The sequence below is a fragment of the Ligilactobacillus salivarius genome (assembly GCF_035231985.1).
In the GTDB taxonomy this organism is placed as follows: Bacteria; Bacillota; Bacilli; order Lactobacillales; family Lactobacillaceae; genus Ligilactobacillus; species Ligilactobacillus salivarius.
Window position 1 is genome coordinate 551250 of record NZ_CP117983.1, and the last position, 19670, is coordinate 570919.

General features: G+C 32.4%; 14 protein-coding genes and 3 pseudogenes. 13 read left to right on the forward strand and 4 right to left on the reverse strand.

Going from position 1 to position 19670, the window contains the following annotated elements; all coding sequences use genetic code 11:
* Positions 1 to 22: 22 nt before the first annotated feature.
* From accC to zwf, 4 genes and pseudogenes are all read left to right on the forward strand, one after another.
* Positions 23 to 1402, forward strand: coding sequence for an acetyl-CoA carboxylase biotin carboxylase subunit (gene accC / locus PTA89_RS02635; RefSeq protein WP_003699741.1), 1380 nt, complete (start codon positions 23 to 25; stop codon positions 1400 to 1402).
* Positions 1389 to 3029, forward strand: a pseudogene (accD, locus tag PTA89_RS02640) (acetyl-CoA carboxylase, carboxyltransferase subunit beta). The gene accC and the pseudogene accD overlap by 14 nt, the downstream one beginning before the upstream one ends.
* Positions 3030 to 3044: 15 nt before the next feature.
* The gene (gene fabI / locus PTA89_RS02645) at positions 3045 to 3803 is read left to right on the forward strand and encodes an enoyl-ACP reductase FabI (RefSeq protein ID WP_003709800.1); all 759 of its coding nucleotides are present in this window, start codon (positions 3045 to 3047) and stop codon (positions 3801 to 3803) included.
* 146 nt (positions 3804 to 3949) lie between these two features.
* Positions 3950 to 5434, forward strand: coding sequence for a glucose-6-phosphate dehydrogenase (gene zwf / locus PTA89_RS02650; RefSeq protein WP_003705857.1), 1485 nt, complete (start codon positions 3950 to 3952; stop codon positions 5432 to 5434).
* Between the two features lie 69 nt (positions 5435 to 5503).
* Here zwf and PTA89_RS02655 read toward each other — a convergent pair whose 3' ends face one another.
* Positions 5504 to 6856, reverse strand: a complete 1353-nt coding sequence (locus PTA89_RS02655) for a glucose-6-phosphate isomerase (RefSeq protein ID WP_003699746.1) — start codon at positions 6854 to 6856, stop codon at positions 5504 to 5506.
* A 234-nt stretch (positions 6857 to 7090) separates the two neighbouring features.
* Here PTA89_RS02655 and PTA89_RS10310 point away from each other — a divergent pair.
* Positions 7091 to 7323, forward strand: a pseudogene (locus tag PTA89_RS10310) (IS1634 family transposase); the annotation flags it as partial.
* Between the two features lie 80 nt (positions 7324 to 7403).
* Here PTA89_RS10310 and PTA89_RS02660 read toward each other — a convergent pair.
* On the reverse strand, positions 7404 to 7928 hold the full coding sequence (locus tag PTA89_RS02660) for a DUF4865 family protein (RefSeq protein WP_081533787.1): 525 nt from the start codon (positions 7926 to 7928) through the stop codon (positions 7404 to 7406).
* 133 nt (positions 7929 to 8061) lie between these two features.
* On the opposite strand from PTA89_RS02660, the gene PTA89_RS02665 reads away from it, so the two are divergent.
* The 3 genes and pseudogenes from PTA89_RS02665 (at position 8062) to PTA89_RS02670 (ending at position 12080) form a co-directional block, all read left to right on the forward strand.
* Positions 8062 to 8913 carry a LysR family transcriptional regulator gene (locus tag PTA89_RS02665; protein WP_162917731.1) on the forward strand — a complete coding sequence of 284 codons (852 nt, stop codon included), beginning with the start codon at positions 8062 to 8064 and terminating at the stop codon, positions 8911 to 8913.
* A 495-nt stretch (positions 8914 to 9408) separates the two neighbouring features.
* Positions 9409 to 9740, forward strand: a pseudogene (locus PTA89_RS10315) (IS1634 family transposase); the annotation flags it as partial.
* Positions 9741 to 9893: 153 nt separating this feature from the next.
* Positions 9894 to 12080: an LTA synthase family protein gene (locus PTA89_RS02670; RefSeq protein ID WP_324177453.1), complete on the forward strand. Its 2187-nt coding sequence runs from the start codon at positions 9894 to 9896 to the stop codon at positions 12078 to 12080.
* Positions 12081 to 12189: 109 nt separating this feature from the next.
* Here the strand turns inward: PTA89_RS02670 and PTA89_RS02675 are convergent, their stop codons facing one another.
* Complete coding sequence (locus tag PTA89_RS02675; protein ID WP_003699748.1) at positions 12190 to 12927, reverse strand: MIP/aquaporin family protein; 738 nt, start codon at positions 12925 to 12927, stop codon at positions 12190 to 12192.
* A gap of 213 nt (positions 12928 to 13140) precedes the next feature.
* Between PTA89_RS02675 and cbpB the strand changes: the two genes are divergently transcribed.
* The 3 genes from cbpB to PTA89_RS02690 all read left to right on the forward strand — a co-directional run bounded on the left by cbpB (position 13141) and on the right by PTA89_RS02690 (position 15597).
* A complete protein-coding gene (gene cbpB / locus PTA89_RS02680) occupies positions 13141 to 13605 on the forward strand; it encodes a cyclic-di-AMP-binding protein CbpB (protein WP_003705862.1) in 465 nt (154 codons plus the stop codon).
* Between the two features lie 25 nt (positions 13606 to 13630).
* Complete coding sequence (gene dapD, locus PTA89_RS02685; protein ID WP_003705863.1) at positions 13631 to 14335, forward strand: 2,3,4,5-tetrahydropyridine-2,6-dicarboxylate N-acetyltransferase; 705 nt, start codon at positions 13631 to 13633, stop codon at positions 14333 to 14335.
* Positions 14336 to 14451: 116 nt separating this feature from the next.
* On the forward strand, positions 14452 to 15597 hold the full coding sequence (locus tag PTA89_RS02690) for an N-acetyldiaminopimelate deacetylase (protein WP_003705865.1): 1146 nt from the start codon (positions 14452 to 14454) through the stop codon (positions 15595 to 15597).
* A gap of 96 nt (positions 15598 to 15693) precedes the next feature.
* On the opposite strand, the gene PTA89_RS02695 is transcribed toward PTA89_RS02690, so the two are convergent.
* Positions 15694 to 16593, reverse strand: coding sequence for a mechanosensitive ion channel family protein (locus PTA89_RS02695; protein ID WP_324177369.1), 900 nt, complete (start codon positions 16591 to 16593; stop codon positions 15694 to 15696).
* Between the two features lie 180 nt (positions 16594 to 16773).
* Here PTA89_RS02695 and PTA89_RS02700 point away from each other — a divergent pair, with 180 nt between their 5' ends.
* Together PTA89_RS02700 and PTA89_RS02705 are read left to right on the forward strand one after the other, a co-directional pair.
* Positions 16774 to 17439 (forward strand): Crp/Fnr family transcriptional regulator, encoded by a 666-nt coding sequence (locus PTA89_RS02700; RefSeq protein WP_324177370.1) that lies wholly within the window; start codon positions 16774 to 16776, stop codon positions 17437 to 17439.
* A gap of 79 nt (positions 17440 to 17518) precedes the next feature.
* Positions 17519 to 19663: a PBP1A family penicillin-binding protein gene (locus PTA89_RS02705; RefSeq protein WP_324177371.1), complete on the forward strand. Its 2145-nt coding sequence runs from the start codon at positions 17519 to 17521 to the stop codon at positions 19661 to 19663.
* Positions 19664 to 19670: the final 7 nt, after the last annotated feature.

A 19670-nucleotide genomic window follows, 5' to 3' on the forward strand; every position in this document is an offset into this window, starting at 1 on the left:
AAGTAGTAAGGTAGGTAAAAATATGTTTTCGAAAGTATTAGTGGCTAATCGTGGAGAAATTGCAGTTCGTATTATTCGATCACTTAAAGAGTTAGGTATAAAATCGGTTGCTATTTATTCAACTGTTGACCGAGAAAGTTTGCATGTACAATTAGCAGATGAAGCTGTATGTGTAGGAACAGCTCGTCCACAAGACTCATATTTAAACATGAAAAATATTTTAGCAGCTGCTATTGGAACTGGTGCGGAAGCAATCCATCCCGGTTTTGGTTTCTTATCTGAAAATAGTCAATTTGTTGAGATGTGTGAAGCTGTAGGTATAACTTTTATCGGCCCTAATTCTGAAATAATTGATTTGATGGGAAATAAAGCTAATGCAAGAGAACAAATGCAAAAAAGTGGAGTTCCCGTGATTCCAGGAAGTGAAGGTTTCATTGAAACTGTTGAAGAAGCCAAGGAAGTTGCAAATAAGGTTGGATATCCGGTTTTATTAAAAGCAGCAGCCGGTGGTGGTGGCAAAGGTATTAGAAAGGTTAATGACGATAATGAATTAACATCATTATTTGAAGAGGCTAAGCGCGAGGCTCAAGTATCTTTCGGTGATAAAAGAATGTATCTAGAAAAAATAATGACAAATGTAAAGCACATTGAAGTTCAAATTTTTCGTGATAAGCAAGGAAATGTAGTTTATTTTCCTGAACGTGATTGTTCAGTACAAAGAAATAAACAGAAGATGATAGAAGAAAGTCCATGCCTTTTAATTACTGAGGAGCAAAGAAAAGAGCTAGGAAATATAGCAATAAAAGCTGCCAATGCCATTAACTATGTTAATACTGGAACAATTGAATTTTTAATGGATAGTCAACATAATTTTTATTTTATGGAAATGAATACGCGTATTCAAGTAGAACATACAGTGACAGAAATGGTTACAGGAATTGACTTGGTAAAAGCTCAAGTAAAAGTAGCTTCTGGGGAAAGGTTGCCGTTTAATCAAAATGATATTCAAATTAACGGAAGTGCTATTGAATGCCGTATCAATGCAGAAGATCCATCTAAGAATTTTATGCCACAGGTTGGTAAGGTGCGCTATTTGTATTTTCCAGTAGGAAATTTGGGAATGAGAATAGATTCTGATTTGTATGCAGGTTGGGAAATCACTCCATTTTATGACTCAATGATTGCTAAAGTAATTTCTTTAGGTCAAGACAGACATGAGGCGATTGAAAAAGTAAAACGCTTATTGAGTGAGATGCTAATTACAGGAGTAAAAACCAATCAATCTTTCTACTTAGATATTTTAAAAGATAAGAATTTCTTAGATGGTAAAGTTACTACTGAATATTTAGAACAGAATTTTTTACCTAAATGGAAGGAAGAACATAAAGATGCAGCTATTTGATGAATTAAAAACAATTAGTAAAAAGCATATTAAGGCTAACAAAAAAGCCGGAGAAAAAGTTCCTTCGGGATTATGGATTTCTTGCCCTAAATGTCAACAATCTATATATCATAAAGATTTAGGTAAGTATAAAACATGTCCAAATTGTTACTATGGGTTTAGAATTCATGCTCGTGAGAGATTAGAATGGTTAGTAGATACTTTTCAAGAATTTGATACAGATTTAGAAACTAAAGATCCATTAAATTTTCCTGGATATAAAGAAAAATTAATTAAAGCACAACAAGACAGTAAACTTAACGATTCAGTTTTAACTGGAATAGCAATGATTGATGATGTTGAATTTGCTTTAGGCATAATGGATCCATACTTCATTATGGGCTCAATGGGAACTGTGACTGGCGAGAAGATAACTCGTTTGTTTGAGAGAGCTACTCAGAAGAATTTACCAGTAATATTATTTACAGCTTCTGGTGGTGCTAGAATGCAAGAAGGAATTAGTTCCTTAATGCAGATGAGCAAGATTTCTCAAGCAGTCAAGGAACATTCAAATGCAGGTTTATTGTACATAACTGTCATTACAGACCCTACTACAGGTGGAGTAACAGCAAGTTTTGCAATGCAGGGAGATATAATTCTTTCTGAACCAAGAGCATTACTGGGATTTGCAGGTAAACGTGTAATAGAACAAACTATTCACCAAAAGGTACCAGATGACTTACAAGATGCAGAAACTGTTTTAAAGAATGGATTTATTGATAATATTATTAAACGTGAAGATCAAAAAGAAAAATTAGCATGGTTGGTAAAAATTCATTCAATGAAAGGAGCTTTTTAGATGCCTAAAATTTTAAAGAAGAAAAAAACGGCTTCTGAAATCGTAGCTGCTGCTCGTGGGTTAAAAAAAGTAACTGCCAATGAATTGATAGATGGAATTTTTGATGATTTTTTTGAACTTCATGGTGATCGCAAGTATTCAGATGATGAAGTAATTATAGGTGGGATTGCATTATTTAATGGAATCCCTGTAACAGTTATTGCAACGGATAAAGGTGGTACTCCTGAAGAGAGAATAGCGAAACATTTTGGATGTCCAGAACCGTCAGGATATAGAAAGTCCTTACGTTTAATGAAACAAGCTGAGAAATTCAATCGACCAATCGTAACTTTTGTAAATACTTCAGGTGCTTATCCTGGACGATCAGCTGAGGAAAATGGACAGGGTGAAGCTATTGCTAGGAATTTACTAGAAATGAGTGATCTAAAGGTACCAATTATTTCATTTATTTATGGTGAAGGAGGCAGTGGAGGAGCTTTAGCTTTGGCATGTGGAGATCAAGTTTGGATGTTAGAAGATAGTATGTATTCTATTTTATCACCCGAAGGATTTGCTTCTATTTTATGGAAAGATAGTAAAAGGGCAGATGAAGCTGCAGAAGTAATGCAGTTAACTCCTGAGGCTTTATTAAAACAAGAAATTATTGAAGGAATAATTCCAGAATCTAGCTCACATCGAAAAATTTGTAAAGAAATAAAGAAAATATTGGCACAAGAATTAAAAAACCTAACTTCACTTACCGAGTTTGAACTTGTGAAAAGAAGAAAAGAGAGATATAGAAAGTTTTAGAAGGGAATGAAATTAATGTCAGACTTGTTAAAAGGAAAGAAAATCCTTGTTATGGGAGTAGCTAATAAGCGTTCAATTGCATGGGGATGTTCCCAGATGATGATGGAAAATGGGGCTGAATTAATATTCACATATCAAAATGACAGAATAAAAAAAAGTTTGAGTCGTTTAGTTTCTGAAGAAGAAAAACTAGTAGAATGTGATGTTTCAGATGATGCAAGTATTGAAAATGCCTTTAAATTAGTGAATGAACGCTTTGGAAAAGTAGATGGAATTTTGCATGCAATTGCTTTTGCTAACAAGGAAGAATTGGGTGGAGAAATTATGCAAGCTAGTCGCGAAGGATATGCATTAGCTCAAGATATTTCAGCATATTCCTTAATTGCGGTTGCAAAGTACGGTCGTGAAATTTTAAATGATCCATCTAGTATTGTAACATTAACTTATTTTGGTTCAGAAAGAGCTATCCCTAACTATAATGTCATGGGAGTAGCTAAAGCATCTCTAGAAGCTAGTGTCCGTTATTTAGCTCGTGACATGGCTAAGTATGGTACTAGAGTTAATGCTATTTCTGCAGGAGCAATAAAGACATTGGCTGTTACTGGAATTAAAGGTCATTCAGAGTTATTAAAAATGTCTGAAGAAAGGACAGTTGATGGGGAATCAGTAACAATTAGAGAAGTAGGCGGAACATGTGCATTCTTGATGAGTGACTTGTCAACAGGTGTCGTAGGCGATGTTATTTACGTGGATAAAGGAGTCCATTTAATATAGTTAAAAAGTTGGAAGAGAGAGTCTCTTTCAACTTTTTTATAAATATGGAACTTATAATTAAAACCATTTTAGTTTATTTAATTAGTAAATATAGTATATAATGTAATTATGTATTATTGCTAAAGATTATCGAAAGTGGTGTAGTTATGACTGAAAAGGGAAAAGAGCAGAATGCATTATTTATAATTTTTGGTGCTACTGGTGATTTAGCACAAAGAAAATTATACCCTTCTTTATTTAATTTATATAAAAAAGGTTTTCTTTGTAAAAGATTTGCTGTAATTGGCACTGCACGTAGACCGTGGACTGATGAACATTTTCAACAAGTAGTAAGGAATTCTATTTCCGGAATGGAAGATACTGCTGCCCAAGCGACAGAATTTTCTCGCCATTTTTATTATCAATCTCATAATGTAAATGATGTAGAACATTACGTTACATTGAAGAAATTGGCAGAGAAACTGGATGAGAAATATAAAATTAATGGTAATAGATTATTCTATTTAGCAATGTCTCCACGATTCTTTGGAACAATATGTAAGTATCTAAAATCTGAAGAAATTGTGACAGATGAAGGTTATAATAGGGTAATTATTGAAAAGCCATTTGGTCATGACTTACAAAGTGCAGTTGAATTAAATGATGAGATTGCAAAATACTTCTCTGAAGAATCTGTATATCGTATTGATCATTATCTCGGTAAAGAAATGAATCAAAATATTTTAGCTGTTAGATTTGGTAATAATATTTTCCGTGCTCTATGGAATAATAGATACATTGATAATATTCAAATCACTTTGAGTGAATCTCTAGGTGTTGAAGATAGAGCAGGGTATTATGAAACAGCAGGTGCATTGAGAGATATGGTTCAAAATCATATTTTACAAATTGTCTCATTATTAACAATGAATGCACCAGTAACTTTTACTGATGTTGATATTCGCCGTGAAAAAATTAGTGCATTAAAAGCTTTACAATTGTATACTCCAGAAGAAGTTAAAAAATATTTTGTTCGTGGACAATATGCTCATACAGAAGATTTAAATGGTTATCGTGAAGAAGATCAAGTAGATCCAAATTCGACTACTGAAACTTTTGTTGCTGGAAAACTTCATGTTAATAGTATGAATTTTGCTGGGGTTCCAATTTATATTAGAACAGGTAAGAGATTAGCTGCAAAATCTACTCGTGTTGACGTAGTATTTAAGAATATGCCTAATAACATTTTTAATGCTAATAAGAAATTGTTACCTAATGTTTTGTCATTTGATATTGATGCAAATCCAGGTATGAGTTTAACTCTTAATACTAAGAAAGTTAGTCAATCAGGATATAAATTGGAAAATAGAGCATTGAGCTACCGTCATGATATCTCAACACAAGCAATTACACCAGAGGCTTATGAGAAACTAATTTTAGATGCGGTAAAAGGCGATGCTACTAATTTTGTTCATTGGGAAGAGGTTTACTATTCTTGGAGATTTATTGATTCCGTTAGAACAGCATGGGACAATGAAGATGTAACCCCTGATGAATTGACAAATTATAATTGTAATACTATGGGACCAAAAATTTCTGATGAACTACTAGCTAAGGATGGAAATTACTGGTTCTTTGATCCAACTAAATAGTAATTTAGCTAAACAAAAAAATCACAGCTCTGAATCTTTCAGAACTGTGATTTTTATTTGTATTAATAATTATTTATTCAAACGATCTTGAAGTTCTTTTGTTAATTCTTCGTAACCTGGACGACCAAGTAAAGCAAACATGTTCTTCTTGTATGCTTCTACACCAGGTTGGTTGAATGGATTAATACCATTTAAGTATCCAGAAATAGCAACTGCAATTTCGAAGAAGTAAATCATGTAACCTAATGTGTATTCTGTTTGATCTGGAATGTTAACAATCATGTTAGGAACATTACCGTCTGTATGAGCAAGGACAACACCTTGGAAAGCTTTTGAGTTTACATAGTTCATGGACTTGCCTTCTAAGTAACCTAAGCCGTCAAGATTTTCTTCTTCTTTAGGAATATCTGTATCATTTGTTGGATTTCCTACAGTGATAACTGTTTCCATTAAATTACGCATACCTTCTTGGATGTATTGACCAAGTGAGTGCAAGTCTGTTGAGAAGTTTGCTGAAGAAGGATAGATACCCTTACCATCTTTACCTTCAGATTCACCCATCAATTGTTTCCACCATTCAGCAAAGTATTGTAATGTTGGTTCGTAATTTTCAAGAATTTCAGTTGTATAACCTTTACGATATAAAATATTACGTAAAGCAGCATATTGGTATGCTTCATTCTTTGTTAAATCAGCATCAGAATATTCTTCACGAGCATCAGCAGCACCTTGCATCAATTTATCAATATCAGCACCGGAAACTGCGATAGGTAATAAACCAACTGGTGTAAGTACTGAGAAACGACCACCAACATCATCAGGAATTACAAATGTTTCGTAACCTTCTGCGTCAGCTTCAGTCTTTAGAGCACCACGAGCACGATCAGTTGTAGCATAGATACGTTCACGAGCACCTTCAACACCGTACTTGGCAATTAATTTTTCCTTAAATACTCGGAATGCGATTGATGGTTCTGTAGTTGTACCAGACTTAGAAATTACGTTAACAGAGAAATCACGATCTCCGATTAATTCGATTAAGTCATGTACATAAGAACCAGAAATAGAGTTACCAGCGAAGAAAATTTGTGGAGCATTTCTCTTTTCAGCTGGTAATAAGTTGAAGAATTGGTGATGTAAGAAATCGATTGCTGCACGAGCACCTAAGTAAGAACCACCAATACCAATAACAACTAAAACTTCAGAATCAGATTGAATTTTTTTAGCTGCTTTTTTAATTCTGTCAAATTCGTCCTTGTCGTAATCAACTGGTAAATTTAAGAAACCGCGGAAGTCATTACCTGCACCAGTACCTTCGCGCAATTCTTTATCAACAGCAGTTACTAAAGCTTGCATTTCGCCAAGTTCATTGTCATTAACAAACTTAGTTAAGTTAGAGCTATCAAATGAAATATGAGCCATTATATATTCTCTCCTTATTAATAATAATTGTACGCTTACATTATACCGTAAAATAGTAAATTTGAACATATAAAATGAAGATAAATTATTAATTTTCCTTACAATCCCTTAAATATCAGTATAAGATAATAAGCATTTCTTAATTTATCTTTATCTTAATTGACGTATAAATTAAATAAGGGGTAGACGGAAGTTTTACACTTAAATTAATATATTTTTACTCTATTATTATGAATTCTTGAAAAACACTATTTGTCAGAGAAATAATATAGTGCAGAGAAAATTATCACAATCTTACGTCAAATGAATATCGTTTATCTTGAACTATACTCCAGCTTTCGACAGAACAAAGTTAGTTGATAAATTCATGGATATTTTCGGATTCCAAGTAGCTAGGAAGATATTATCTCGAGAATATAAAAAATTCTATAGTGGCGAATTCAGAGAAAAGTACGAAAATTGAGTAAAGTAAGAAATATCTCTAAAAGCTTATATTATAATTAAATAACTGCGAAACTCAGGATTGATAGCCATATATTTTTGCTATTTATTGTGATAAATGTAATACTTTATAAATTTTTCCAACAGATTTTTTAATAGGCATATCTTTATAGAAATAGTATTCTACATATTTCCATTTGTCTGGATTGTATATCAGCACCTTTCCTGTACAATCGTCAATATCTAATGAAAAGTTTATAGGTTCCATTTGTTGTACTGGCGTAACTTCATGTTCAATTTCAAGAGCAAATTTTGACCGATTAAAGTCTTTCTCCAAATGACACGTCATTGGAATACCTATATTTATTTTTTGCCAGCCGAACGAATTTAGAATATTATCATAGTAACCTTCAAAAATGAACTTGTTCATACCGCTATTCTCTTTCCATACATAGAGTGGAGAATACTCATTACAACTTTTTGTGGAATCAACTTTTTCGGCTATAAGGTATGCTTTAAATAGTAAATCCTGAAAACCATCCGTTTTATATCCATTAACAGCTACTCGTTGCCTAATCACGTCCATGTCATAGTCATCTGGTAGTAGAATCTTATATTGCATAGCAATCATTATTTTTTCCTTCTTTCTTCAACAGCTAACCTGCATATTTTTTTACAATTTAATTATACGTATCAGCTCGTTGTGTGTATAATAGTTGTTAATGATGATAGATATCATTTTAAATGATAGCGGAGGAACTATTATGGAAAGCTTGGAACTTAGAATATTTAGGGAAGTAGCTCGTACAAAATCTATATCGAAGTCTGCGGAAAATATGGGATATGTTCAATCCAATATCACTGCGCATATCAAAAAATTAGAAAGAGAATTAAATACAACATTATTTATTCGTCATAGTAAAGGTGTAACTCTGACAAAAGACGGGGAAAAATTGCTGTATCAAGCTGAAAAGATAATTTCTTTACTAGACAAGACATTGAAATCCTTTCAAAACCATCCTAAAACATTGAAAATCGGAACAACACAGACAATTGCTGGTTATTTATTACCCCAATGTATCATTGAATATCAGAAACAATTTCCAAATGTATTATTGTCTGTTTCTACGCTTAACCAAGATGATTTGGAACAAAAACTATCTAACGGACAATTAGATTGTATAATCACTAATAACTCCCATAACATCTGTTACGGCAAGCAAATTCTCAATTCCCCAGAAAATTTAGTGCTGATAACTCCAAGCTCTTGCCACTCACAGAAGGATATTTGGAAATATCCAGTTATTATAAATAGTATCGAGTCCTGCCCCTATAGGAAAGTCCTTTTAGGATGGTGGAACTTACATCAATCGGAATTACCAAAGATGATAGAATTAGATACTGTAGAAGCAATTCTTAATACGGTTGCTATGGGTGGTGGAATTTCATTATTACCCCAGGTTGTTTTATTAGATAAGCAAAATATCAATAGTTTTTATATTGAAAGTTTGCAATCTACATCAATTCATATGTGGGTTGCAACGGATAAACTTCCATCAGAATATATTGCCTTGAAGGATATTATTCAGAAGCAATTAAAAATTGATAACAATTAAGGCAGATAACCTTGTTATGTATTGTCCGGCAAATTAAATGATGCTCTATCAGGCGGATTATTTTATGGCGATTTTTACTTTCCACGAGGATAACATTCACTTTAAAAGTAGCTGTTTCTATGAATTATTTTCCTAAAAAAAGAGGATGGGAAAAACTCAGTTCTAAATAAAAAAATGGTTAATTCACAAAATCGTGAGTGCAGTGAACTCATAGTTGGACGGAAATTTTTAACTATGGGGGGGGTTACTATGATTAAATTTAGTTTTGAAATTAAACTTAAAGCGTATTTATCTAGAATTGGTTCACCGATCATTAGGAATTAAAAAACATGGTTCTATTCTGATGTGGGTTGCTCGTTATCAAAATACGGTGTTCAAGGTCCGGAAATTCGTTCACCCAAACTTGATTATACTGATGATTTCAAGTTAAAAGTTTTAAAATGGAGAAAGCAACACGAGACTTTATACTTGCAAATAGCATTCCAACAAAAATGAGAAATCGAAGAAAGTTTCCGGATTATGAAAAGTGAATTTCGAACCAGACCTATGTATGTCAGAAAAAAAGAAACGATTAATGTGCATCTCTTAACCTGTTTTGTCGTGCTTCTTATTTATGAATTCTTGAAAAACACTACTTGTCAGAGAAATATAGTTCAGAGGAAATCATCATAACCTTACGTCAAATGAATATCAATTTTATACTTCAGCTTTCGACAGAACAAAGTTAGTTGATGAATTCATAGATATTTTCGATTCCAAGTAGCTAGGAAGATATTATTACAAAAATATATAAAAAATTTTCTAGAGTAGTAAATTTGAACACATAAAATGAAGATAAATTATTAATTTTCCTTACAATCTCTTAAATATCAATATAAGATAATAAGCATTTCTTAATTTATCTTTATCTTAATTGACGTATAAATTAGATAAGGGGTAAAATTATAAGTTAGTTAAGATTGAGAAAGGACGTAACTATCTTGAATTTACTCCGAATAAAAAAGTTCCTTAACACACGCTGGGGATTTTTCTCCTTGCTAGTCTTTTTATTTTGGTTAAAGACTATTTTAGTTTATTTTATAGACTTTCATTTAGGAGTTAAGGGCATCTATCAATATTTTGTACTTTTAGTTAACCCTTTAGCTACGACATTGCTCTTATTGGGGATAGCTTTGTATATTAAAAGGACGATTCCATCATATATATTTATGGGATTGATTTATATTGCGAATACGGCCTTACTGATGTTTAATGTCATCTATTATCGTGAATTCACAGATTTTATGACGATTAATACGATATTTGGATACTCTACGGTGTCACAAGGATTGAGCGGAAGCTCGTTTGCATTATTGAAACCACAAGATATTATTATTGTTGCAGATATAATAATAGTTGTTTTGGGTTTTATCACCGGGTTTCTTCATTTAGACAAACGCCCAATTCCACGAGTGCAAGCATTAGCTTTAACTTCGTTTTCGTTATTTTGCTTAGTATTGAATATTACTTTAGGTGAAATTAGCCGTCCACAATTATTGTCAAGAACTTTTGATAGAAATTATCTAGTAAAGTATCTGGGAATAGATACCTATATGGTTTATGATGGATTGAAGACAGCAAGGAACAGTCAAGTTCGTAATAAAGCTGGAAGTTCAGACTTAAATAACATCATTAATTTTACGCGTAATCATTATGCTGAACCAAATTCTAAAATGTATGGAATAGCAAAGGGACGTAATGTAATCGTTATTCATTTAGAAAGTTTTCAACAATTTTTGATTAACTACAAACTAAATGATAAGGAAGTTACCCCATTTTTAAACAGTTTATACAATAGTAAAGAGACATATAGTTTTGCTAACTTTTTTAATCAGGTAGGACAGGGGAAAACTTCTGACGCTGAAAATATGTTAGAAACTAGTACGTATGGATTATCTCAAGGTTCTCTGTTTTCAATACTTGGAACTGATAATACATTTGAGGGTGCTCCGGCTATATTAGGTCAGTCTCAAGGTTATACCTCGGCAGTCTTTCATGGAAATTCTGGATCATTTTGGAATAGAAATAATGTATATAAAAATTTAGGATATAATTATTTCTTTGATTCTAGTTACTACAATACTGATGCAAATAATTTAACTGAATATGGATTAAAAGATAAATTATTATTCCATGATTCTGTTAAGTATTTAGAAAGACTTCAACAACCTTTCTATGCTAAATTTGTAACTGTATCTAATCATTTTCCTTTTGCTTTAGATGATCAAAATACATCATTCGATAAGGCTAATACATCAGATGCTTCGATAAATAATTATTTTGTGACAGCTCATTATTTGGATCAAGCTGTGCAAGAATTTTTTGAATATTTGAAGAAATCAGGATTATATGATAACTCGATTATCGTTTTATACGGCGATCATTACGGAATATCTGATACTAGGAATTTAAAATTAGCTTCATTGTTAGGTAAATCCTCATCCACATGGAGTGATTTTGATAATACTCAAATGCAAAGAGTGCCATTTATGATACATATACCAGGTACTAAAGATGGTGGTGTTCAAACTCAATATGGTGGAGAAATAGATGTATTACCAACGTTACTGCATCTATTGGGAATAGATTCTCGCGATTACATTCAATTTGGAACAGATTTATTTTCATCAAAACACGATCAAGTAGTTGCATTTAGAAATGAAGATTTTATAACTCCAAAATATACAGTGGTTGGTAATACTATTTACCAAAATAGTACGGGGAAAATATTAACCCACCCTAGTCAAAAAGTTAAAGATGAGATAAAGAAGGATAGGGAAAAGGTTAATACCGAACTCTCCTTATCAGATACATTGAATAACAAGAATCTCTTAAGATTTTATATACCAACGGGATTTACTCCTGTTGATCCTAAGAAATATAACTACACTAATCAATATGGTCAGATTTTAAAGATTCAAGAGGATTTAGGAAAGAAGTCTACATCGCTATGGTCTAAAAATGGAAATAAAACAACTATTGATGATTATAGTTCAGACGCACCTGAATTAACAACAACAGATCAAAATGAAGCTAATATATCAAGTGTAAAGAACACATTAAAATCCAACAAAAAAGAATCAATAGATACATCATCTTCATCGGCAGAAAGTGATTCTGATCAATGAAAATGATGAAAAAACCAGTAAAGAAGTAAGTTACTATCCTTTACTGGTTTTTTTGATAATAAAAAAGCTAACCTTTCTATAATAAGAAAAGTTAGCTATAGTTCAGACATTAAAGTCCAAAAATAATATTATAAATTAAAACGCCTGAAACAGCAGCGCAAATAGGTGCTAATACTGGAACCCATGCATAATCCCATTGAGAAGAACCTTTATGTTTTAATGGAAGTAATGCATGAACGATACGAGGACCCAAGTCACGAGCAGGGTTTAAAGCAGGTCCAGTAGGTCCACCGAATGAAGTAACTAAAACCATAACTAGTAAACCGATACCTATGTATCCAGCACCTTGGTTACCATGTTCAAAGAATGAAGTATGAGTAATTGCTAGAGCGCCAAAAACTAAAGTAAATGTTCCAAAGAATTCGTTAACAAAACCATTGAAACGACTATTTGTTGCAGAAATAGTTGAGAATGTTCCCAAAATACTTTCAGGGTCTTCAGTAATATCGTAGTGAGGGTAGAAACAAGCAACTACGACCAATTGGCCAGCGATGGCACCTAAGAATTGTGCTAATATGTATAAAAATGCTTCATTCCATGGAAATGCTCCATTGATAGCTAAACCTAAAGTCATAGCAGGGTTAAATTGTCCCCCAGAAACACTACCAAACATCAAAGCTGGAACCAAAACAGCAAAACCATAACCGATGGAGATTGTAATCCAACCACTATGGTAGCCTTTAGTTCCTTTTAATTCAACGTCAGCTACAGATCCGTTACCTAACATAAGCATAATTGCAGTTCCAAAAAATTCTGCAGCTAATCGTGTAAATAATGGAAAATCCATATTATCCTCCTAAAGATATATGTTATATGTATGTAAGTAATATTAATACTCATATTATAATAATGAGTGATTAAAGCTATGTCAATAAGCAACTTGAAAATTAGAGTAATAATTTTCAAAAATCAAAAAAGTTTGTGAAAATAGTATTTTTGGTTGCAATATATTCAAACAATACACTAGAATATTATTAGTGATTAAAGGAGGAAATTACATATGATGTCACAACCAATTGAACAAATGTTAATGAGAAACAGTGAGGATTTTTTAATTCCAGCTGATATTGTAGCAAATGTTCAAGAAGAAAATCATTTAGATCATGCTTTTATGGTATTGACTAAGGTGAGATATGCTAAAATTCCTGTTTTAGATCATAATCAAAAATTTAAAGGATTACTTTCATTATCTATGATAACTGAAGAAATGTTAGGATTAAAAGGAATCGATGCAAGATGTCTTTCAAAAAAACAAGTTAAAGATGTTATGCAGACAGAGGTAGAAACAATAAAACCGACAGCTGATTGTGAGGAGATATTGCATCGCTTAGTTAATCAACCTTTTTTAGTTGTTGTAGATGATGATAATCGTTTTTTGGGTATTGTTACCAGAAGAGAATTATTGAAAAGTATGAATTATTTATCACATGAATTTGATAATTTTTATGTAACTGAACCTAAATAATTAGGCCTAATAAGGAGGAAAAATAATGGCAAAACTTGACGCTCATGATATTATTAGAACAATAGCTGAATCAAAAAAGAAGACACCAGTTAAGGTTTATGTAAAGGGAGATTTAAATTCTTTAAACGTACCTTCAAATGTTGAAACATATTTTACTGACAATGTTGGTGTTATGTTTGGTGATTGGGCAGATGTAGAACCTATCTTGAAGGATTCCTCTATTGAAAGTTATCATCTAGAAAATGATGGTCGAAATACTGGGGTAGCGATGGTAGATAAAAAGAAATTCAATGCGAGAATTGAACCAGGTGCAATTATCCGTGACCAAGTTGAAATTGGTGATAATGCTGTTGTTATGATGGGGGCTGTAATCAACATTGGCGCTGAAATAGGCGAAGGCTCAATGATAGATATGGGAGCTGTTTTAGGTGGCCGTGCGATTGTCGGCAAGAACTGTCATATCGGTGCTGGAACAGTGTTAGCAGGTGTGGTAGAACCACCTTCTGCACAACCAGTTGTAATTGAAGATGATGTTTTAATCGGAGCTAATGCAGTAGTCCTTGAAGGTGTACGTGTTGGTAAAGGTGCAGTGGTAGGTGCTGGCGCTGTTGTCACTAAAGATGTAGAACCTTACACTGTAGTTATGGGAATGCCTGCTAAGAAAGTTAAAGATGTTTCCCAAGTGGATGATTCTAAAACTGAAATTGTTGATGATTTACGTAAATTATAATTAATAAAGAGCATGTGAAATATAAATTGTTTCACATGTTTTTTGTTTATAGGGCTATTTAATCTGGTTATATTAGAGTATAATGAGTATGATTAAAATAGATAAAGGGTGTAATTATGACTTTACAAGAAAATGAATTAATAAAAATCCGAAGAGATCTTCATCAAATACCAGAAATCGGTTTGGAGGAATATGAAACTTCTGATTATTTGTTAAAAATAATTAACGGCTTACCACAAGAGAATTTAGAGATAAAAAGATGGAAGACAGCTATCTTGGTTCATCTTAATGGTGAAAATAAGAATTATACCATAGGTTATAGAACTGATATTGATGGATTACCAGTTGAGGAAAAAACAGGTTTGCCATTTTCATCAAAGCATGAGGGGAGAATGCATGCATGTGGACACGATATTCATATGACGGTTGCTTTAGGTGTATTAAGTTATTTTGCTAGTCATCGTCCTAAATATAATATGACATTTATTTTCCAACCTGCGGAAGAAAATGCAAGCGGTGGAATGAAACTTTATCAAAGTGGTGAATTAGACGAATGGATGCCAGATGAAATCTATGCATTACATGATAATCCACAACTTCCTGCTGGTACAATTGGTTGTCGTAAAGGTACTTTGTTTGCAGGTACATGTGAAATACATGTGAAATTTATTGGTAAAAGTGGGCATGCTGCATATCCACATCAAGCTAATGATATGGTAGTTGCAGGAGCTCAATTCGTTAACCAAATTCAAACTATTGTAAGTAGAAATGTCGATCCGATTCAATCAGGTGTAGTTACTTTAGGTCATTTTTCTGCAGGAACAACAGGAAATGTAATTTCTGGTGTTTGTCAAATAGATGGGACAATCAGAGCTTTAACTCAAGAAAATAATTTGCTTATTCAAAAGCGTGTACGTACAATTGCTGAAGGAATAGCACATAGTTTCGATTGTGAATTGGAAATCGATTTACATCAAGGTGGATATTATCCTGTTGAAAATGATGATAACACAACAGAAGCTTTCATTAATTATATGAAAAATGAAGATGATGTAGATTTTGTTGAAACATTACCTGCGATGACGGGAGAAGACTTTGGCTATTTAATTTCAAAAATTCCAGGAACAATGTTTTGGTTAGGAGTAGATAGTCCTTATTCTCTACATTCTGAATATTTAGCACCTAAAGAAGAATCGATTATGTTAGGTGTAAATGCAATCACAGGTTATCTTAAAAATAGACAAGAAAGCTTAAATAAATAGATGCATTTTGAATGTGTCTTTCATTCATAAAAATATACCCCGTAGTTACTTAGATTTTTATCTAATAATTACGGGGTATTTGCTATATATAATTGATTACTTAGCTGATAGATTAATAGGAGAAATGGGCATCTCTAAACCAGCTTGTTTTAAAGCCTCTAAATATTTTGCGAGAAATGCCCTTTGAACAGGAGCTTGGGCACCATTTTTAGTAAAAATAATTACTCTGTAAACAAGACCATTTGGAGTTTCAACTACACCTAAAATTTGTGGTTTTTTGGTAATATCATCAAATTTGGGAGTTAAGGATTTGTTTACATTTTGTATAACAGTTTTAATTTTATCAAAGTCTTGGTTAGGCTTAACATGGATATCAATTTGGGCTCGCATATCATTACGTGAAAGATTGCTAACAATTGTGATGCTTCGATTAGGTATGTAATGTAGGGTACCATCATAGTCAAGAATTTGTGTCGTTCTTAAACCAAAAGCTGCTACCTTTCCAGAAATATTCCCAATCTTAACATCATCACCAACTGTAAATTGTTGTTCTAAAAGAATAAAAAATCCAGTAACCACATCGGTAACAAATCCTTGAGCACCTAAACCTATTGCAACACCCATGATTCCAGCACCAGCAATTAAAGAACCTATTGGAATTCCTAGCAAAGATAATACTGCATAAAAATAGAAAAACAAAATAAAATAATGGAAGATATTTTGCGATAACGTGTAAGCTGTATTAATTCTTCCAGAAGACAGTGACTCAACTAAACGATTTTTTTTAAAAGCTCGTTTGATAATTTTCTTACCAATATAATGAAAAATATAAAATAGCAACGAAACTAACAATAACAAAATAGTTGTTGTTATAAATTTAGAAAATAATTCATCCCAATTAAAGTTATCGATATACTTTTTGAAAATATTAGTATCAGTACTAACTTTTTTAGTAATGATATTAGATTCCAACCAAAAATTAAGCAAAATTCCCATCCTTTCTGAAAATGACTAAATTAAGCATATCAAAAAAAGCAAGAAAATTAAATTGTAAAAATAATATTGCAAAATTTTTTGTAAAATAATTAATTAATAATGAGAATTAAGAGTAAAGTATACAAATGGAGTAAATAATTAGGTACTATATATAGAAAATATTAAATTTAGGGAGGAATTATGAGAAGTATAATAAAAAAAGAATTTACTTTAAGTAATGAAGAACAGGAGATTTTAGCAAGAACTTGTCGTATAAAAAAATTCAAGTATGCAGAAACGATTTACAATGAAGTTGATGATCGTACACATTATTACTATTTAATAAATGGGAATATTGAAATTACAAAGTTATATGGTGATAGGGAGGTTCCTTTTTATAAAGGTAGGGGGAAATTTTTTCCTAATTTTAGTCAAAATGAAGAGCTATGTTGTGAAAGAGTAACAGTTGCTTCTAAAATAGCGACTGTATTGGTTATTAAACATGATGTTATGGAGAAATTAGTTAGAGCAGGTAAAGAATTTTGTAATCTAGTTTGGGATGATATTATTGAGGAACTGGATTTTTTAAAGAGTTTATCTCAAGAAATTGGTAATCGTAATAAACTAGAAGCATTAGATAGGACATGTAGACTATATGCAATATTTATAGATGAGAAAGATAAGCATGGACATTATGAATTACCCCGATCATTAAATCAAGAGAAATTATCTAAAATATTAGGTACTACACGTGTAACAGTTAACAAAAAAATAAAAGAATTAAGACAAAAAAGAGTTCTTCTCCAGAAAGAAAGAAATATGAGAATAGCTAACAAAGCAATTGAAGAATTTAAAAATTTCCTATGAAGATAGGCTTAGATGAGTAAATAGATACATAATTGTGATAGAATATACTGAGTAATTTTATTGACAAGGAAGTTAATGAATGAAGATAAAAGATTTTTTTGAAAAGATAAAAGATGACTTTTTAGCCAATTCTAGAATTCTTGGTTCTTGGTTTAAGAAAAAATGGACAAGATATCAAGGATGGCGATGGTTAACAATAGTCTTTTTAAGTATATTTTTCTTAATTAGTAGCTATGGGGTTTTTTTAGCCAAAAAGACAAATGTTAGAGGGTTAAAATCAGCATTACAAACCTCTACTGAGATTTATGATTATAAAGGACAAAAAGCAGGAGCATTATATTCACAAAAAGGGACATGGGTACCTCTTGATAAGATATCTGATAATGTTCAAAATGCTGTCTTATCTACAGAAGATCGTAATTTCTACCATGAGTACGGTTTCTCTATTACTGGTATTGGAAGAGCTGCTCTTTTATATGCTAAAAACAAGATTTTACACAGAGATTATATAAGTGGCGGTGGTAGTACACTAACGCAACAACTTGTAAAAAATGCATTTCTTTCTCAAGAACAGACATTTTCAAGAAAAATTAAAGAGATATTTATTGCTATGCAGGTAGAGAATGATTATTCAAAGAAAGATATTTTAGCGATGTATTTAAATAACGCTTATTTTGGAAATGGTGTTTGGGGAGTAGAGGATGCAGCTGAGAAATATTTTGGTGTACATGCTAGTGAATTAAGTGTGCCACAAGCAGCTACCTTAGCAGGTATGTTAAAGAGTCCAACAGCTTATAATCCAATAGATCATCCCCAAACTTCAAGAGATAGAAGAAATGTAGTTTTGGGATTGATGGAGGATAATAAAAAGTTAAGCGCAGAACAAGTTAGTCAGTATCAAGCAACTCCAATGACAACAAATGATAGCTATCAATATACATCTAGTTATAGATATCCATATTATTTTGATGCAGTTATTAACGAGGCGATGAATAGGTATGGGTTAAGCGAAACAGATATTATGAATAGAGGATATAAAATATATACATCCTTGAATCAAAATTATCAAAATGAAATGCAAGATGATTTTGCTGACAGTAGTTTATTCCCATATAATGCAGAAGATGGAACTAAAGCACAAGGGGCATCTATTGCTATTAATCCTCAAAATGGGGGTGTAGCTGCAGTTGTAGGTGGAAGAGAAGGAACTCATGTATTTAGAGGGTATAATCGTGGTACACAATTAGTAAGATCGCCAGGATCAACGATAAAACCTTTAGCTGTATATACTCCAGCTCTTCAGTCGGGATATCATTATGATACTGATGTAAAAGATGAATTAAAGGCATATGGTAAAGATAAGTATGAGCCTCATAACTGGAATGACGTGTACTCTGGAGAAATTCCTATGTACCAGGCCCTAGCTGAAAGTAAAAATACTTCTGCTGTATGGCTATTAAATAAAATTGGAGTTTCTAAAGGTTATAAGTCTGTCGAAAAATTTGGAATAAAGTTAACTTCAGATGACGAAAATCTAAGTTTAGCATTAGGTGGCTTGAAGAAGGGAGTTTCACCTTATCAAATGGCCAATGCTTATACAGCCTTTGCAAATGGAGGAAAATTATATACTGCACATTTTATTACAAAGATAGTCGATGCACAGGGCAAAGTGATTGTGGATAATACAGAGAATGATTCTAAAAAAATAATGACTAAAAAAATTGCCAATGAGATGACTAGTATGATGATGGATGTATATAGGACAGGTGGAACAGGTCAATCTGCTAGTCCAAGTGGATATACGATTGCTGGGAAAACTGGTTCTACCGAAAGTTTAACAGCATCTAATAGTTCAAATGAAAATGATCATTGGTATATAGGATATACACCTGATGTAGTAGTAGCAACTTGGGTAGGCTTTGATTCTACTAAGTATTCGTTAAGTGAAGAAGGCATTAGAGGTGGAGCGAGTCTATTTAAGAATGAAATGGAAGGTATTTTGCCTCATACTGCTGGAAATACATTTACTGTTAAGCCAGCTTCAACTATGGTAGCCCAAGAAAGTGGAGCTTCTTCAAGTTCATCAAATGTATGGGATACATTTAGAAAAGCAGGTGAAACATTAGATGATTCATTCTCTAAATCAGCATCTGATTGGGGAAGTAAGGCTTCATCTTTGTTTGATCAAGGAAAACAAAAATTACAAGAATGGTTTGGACAATAAGAATATA

Coding starts and splice junctions, on each gene's coding strand:
- PTA89_RS02700 (WP_324177370.1), top strand. CDS start 16,774: ATGAGAAGTATAATAAAAAAAGAATTTACTTTAAGTAATGAAGAACAG.
- dapD (WP_003705863.1), top strand. CDS start 13,631: ATGGCAAAACTTGACGCTCATGATATTATTAGAACAATAGCTGAATCA.
- PTA89_RS02695 (WP_324177369.1), bottom strand. CDS start 16,593: ATGGGAATTTTGCTTAATTTTTGGTTGGAATCTAATATCATTACTAAA.
- cbpB (WP_003705862.1), top strand. CDS start 13,141: ATGATGTCACAACCAATTGAACAAATGTTAATGAGAAACAGTGAGGAT.
- PTA89_RS02665 (WP_162917731.1), top strand. CDS start 8,062: ATGGAAAGCTTGGAACTTAGAATATTTAGGGAAGTAGCTCGTACAAAA.
- zwf (WP_003705857.1), top strand. CDS start 3,950: ATGACTGAAAAGGGAAAAGAGCAGAATGCATTATTTATAATTTTTGGT.
- PTA89_RS02655 (WP_003699746.1), bottom strand. CDS start 6,856: ATGGCTCATATTTCATTTGATAGCTCTAACTTAACTAAGTTTGTTAAT.
- PTA89_RS02705 (WP_324177371.1), top strand. CDS start 17,519: ATGAAGATAAAAGATTTTTTTGAAAAGATAAAAGATGACTTTTTAGCC.
- PTA89_RS02660 (WP_081533787.1), bottom strand. CDS start 7,928: ATGATTGCTATGCAATATAAGATTCTACTACCAGATGACTATGACATG.
- fabI (WP_003709800.1), top strand. CDS start 3,045: ATGTCAGACTTGTTAAAAGGAAAGAAAATCCTTGTTATGGGAGTAGCT.
- PTA89_RS02690 (WP_003705865.1), top strand. CDS start 14,452: ATGACTTTACAAGAAAATGAATTAATAAAAATCCGAAGAGATCTTCAT.
- PTA89_RS02675 (WP_003699748.1), bottom strand. CDS start 12,927: ATGGATTTTCCATTATTTACACGATTAGCTGCAGAATTTTTTGGAACT.
- accC (WP_003699741.1), top strand. CDS start 23: ATGTTTTCGAAAGTATTAGTGGCTAATCGTGGAGAAATTGCAGTTCGT.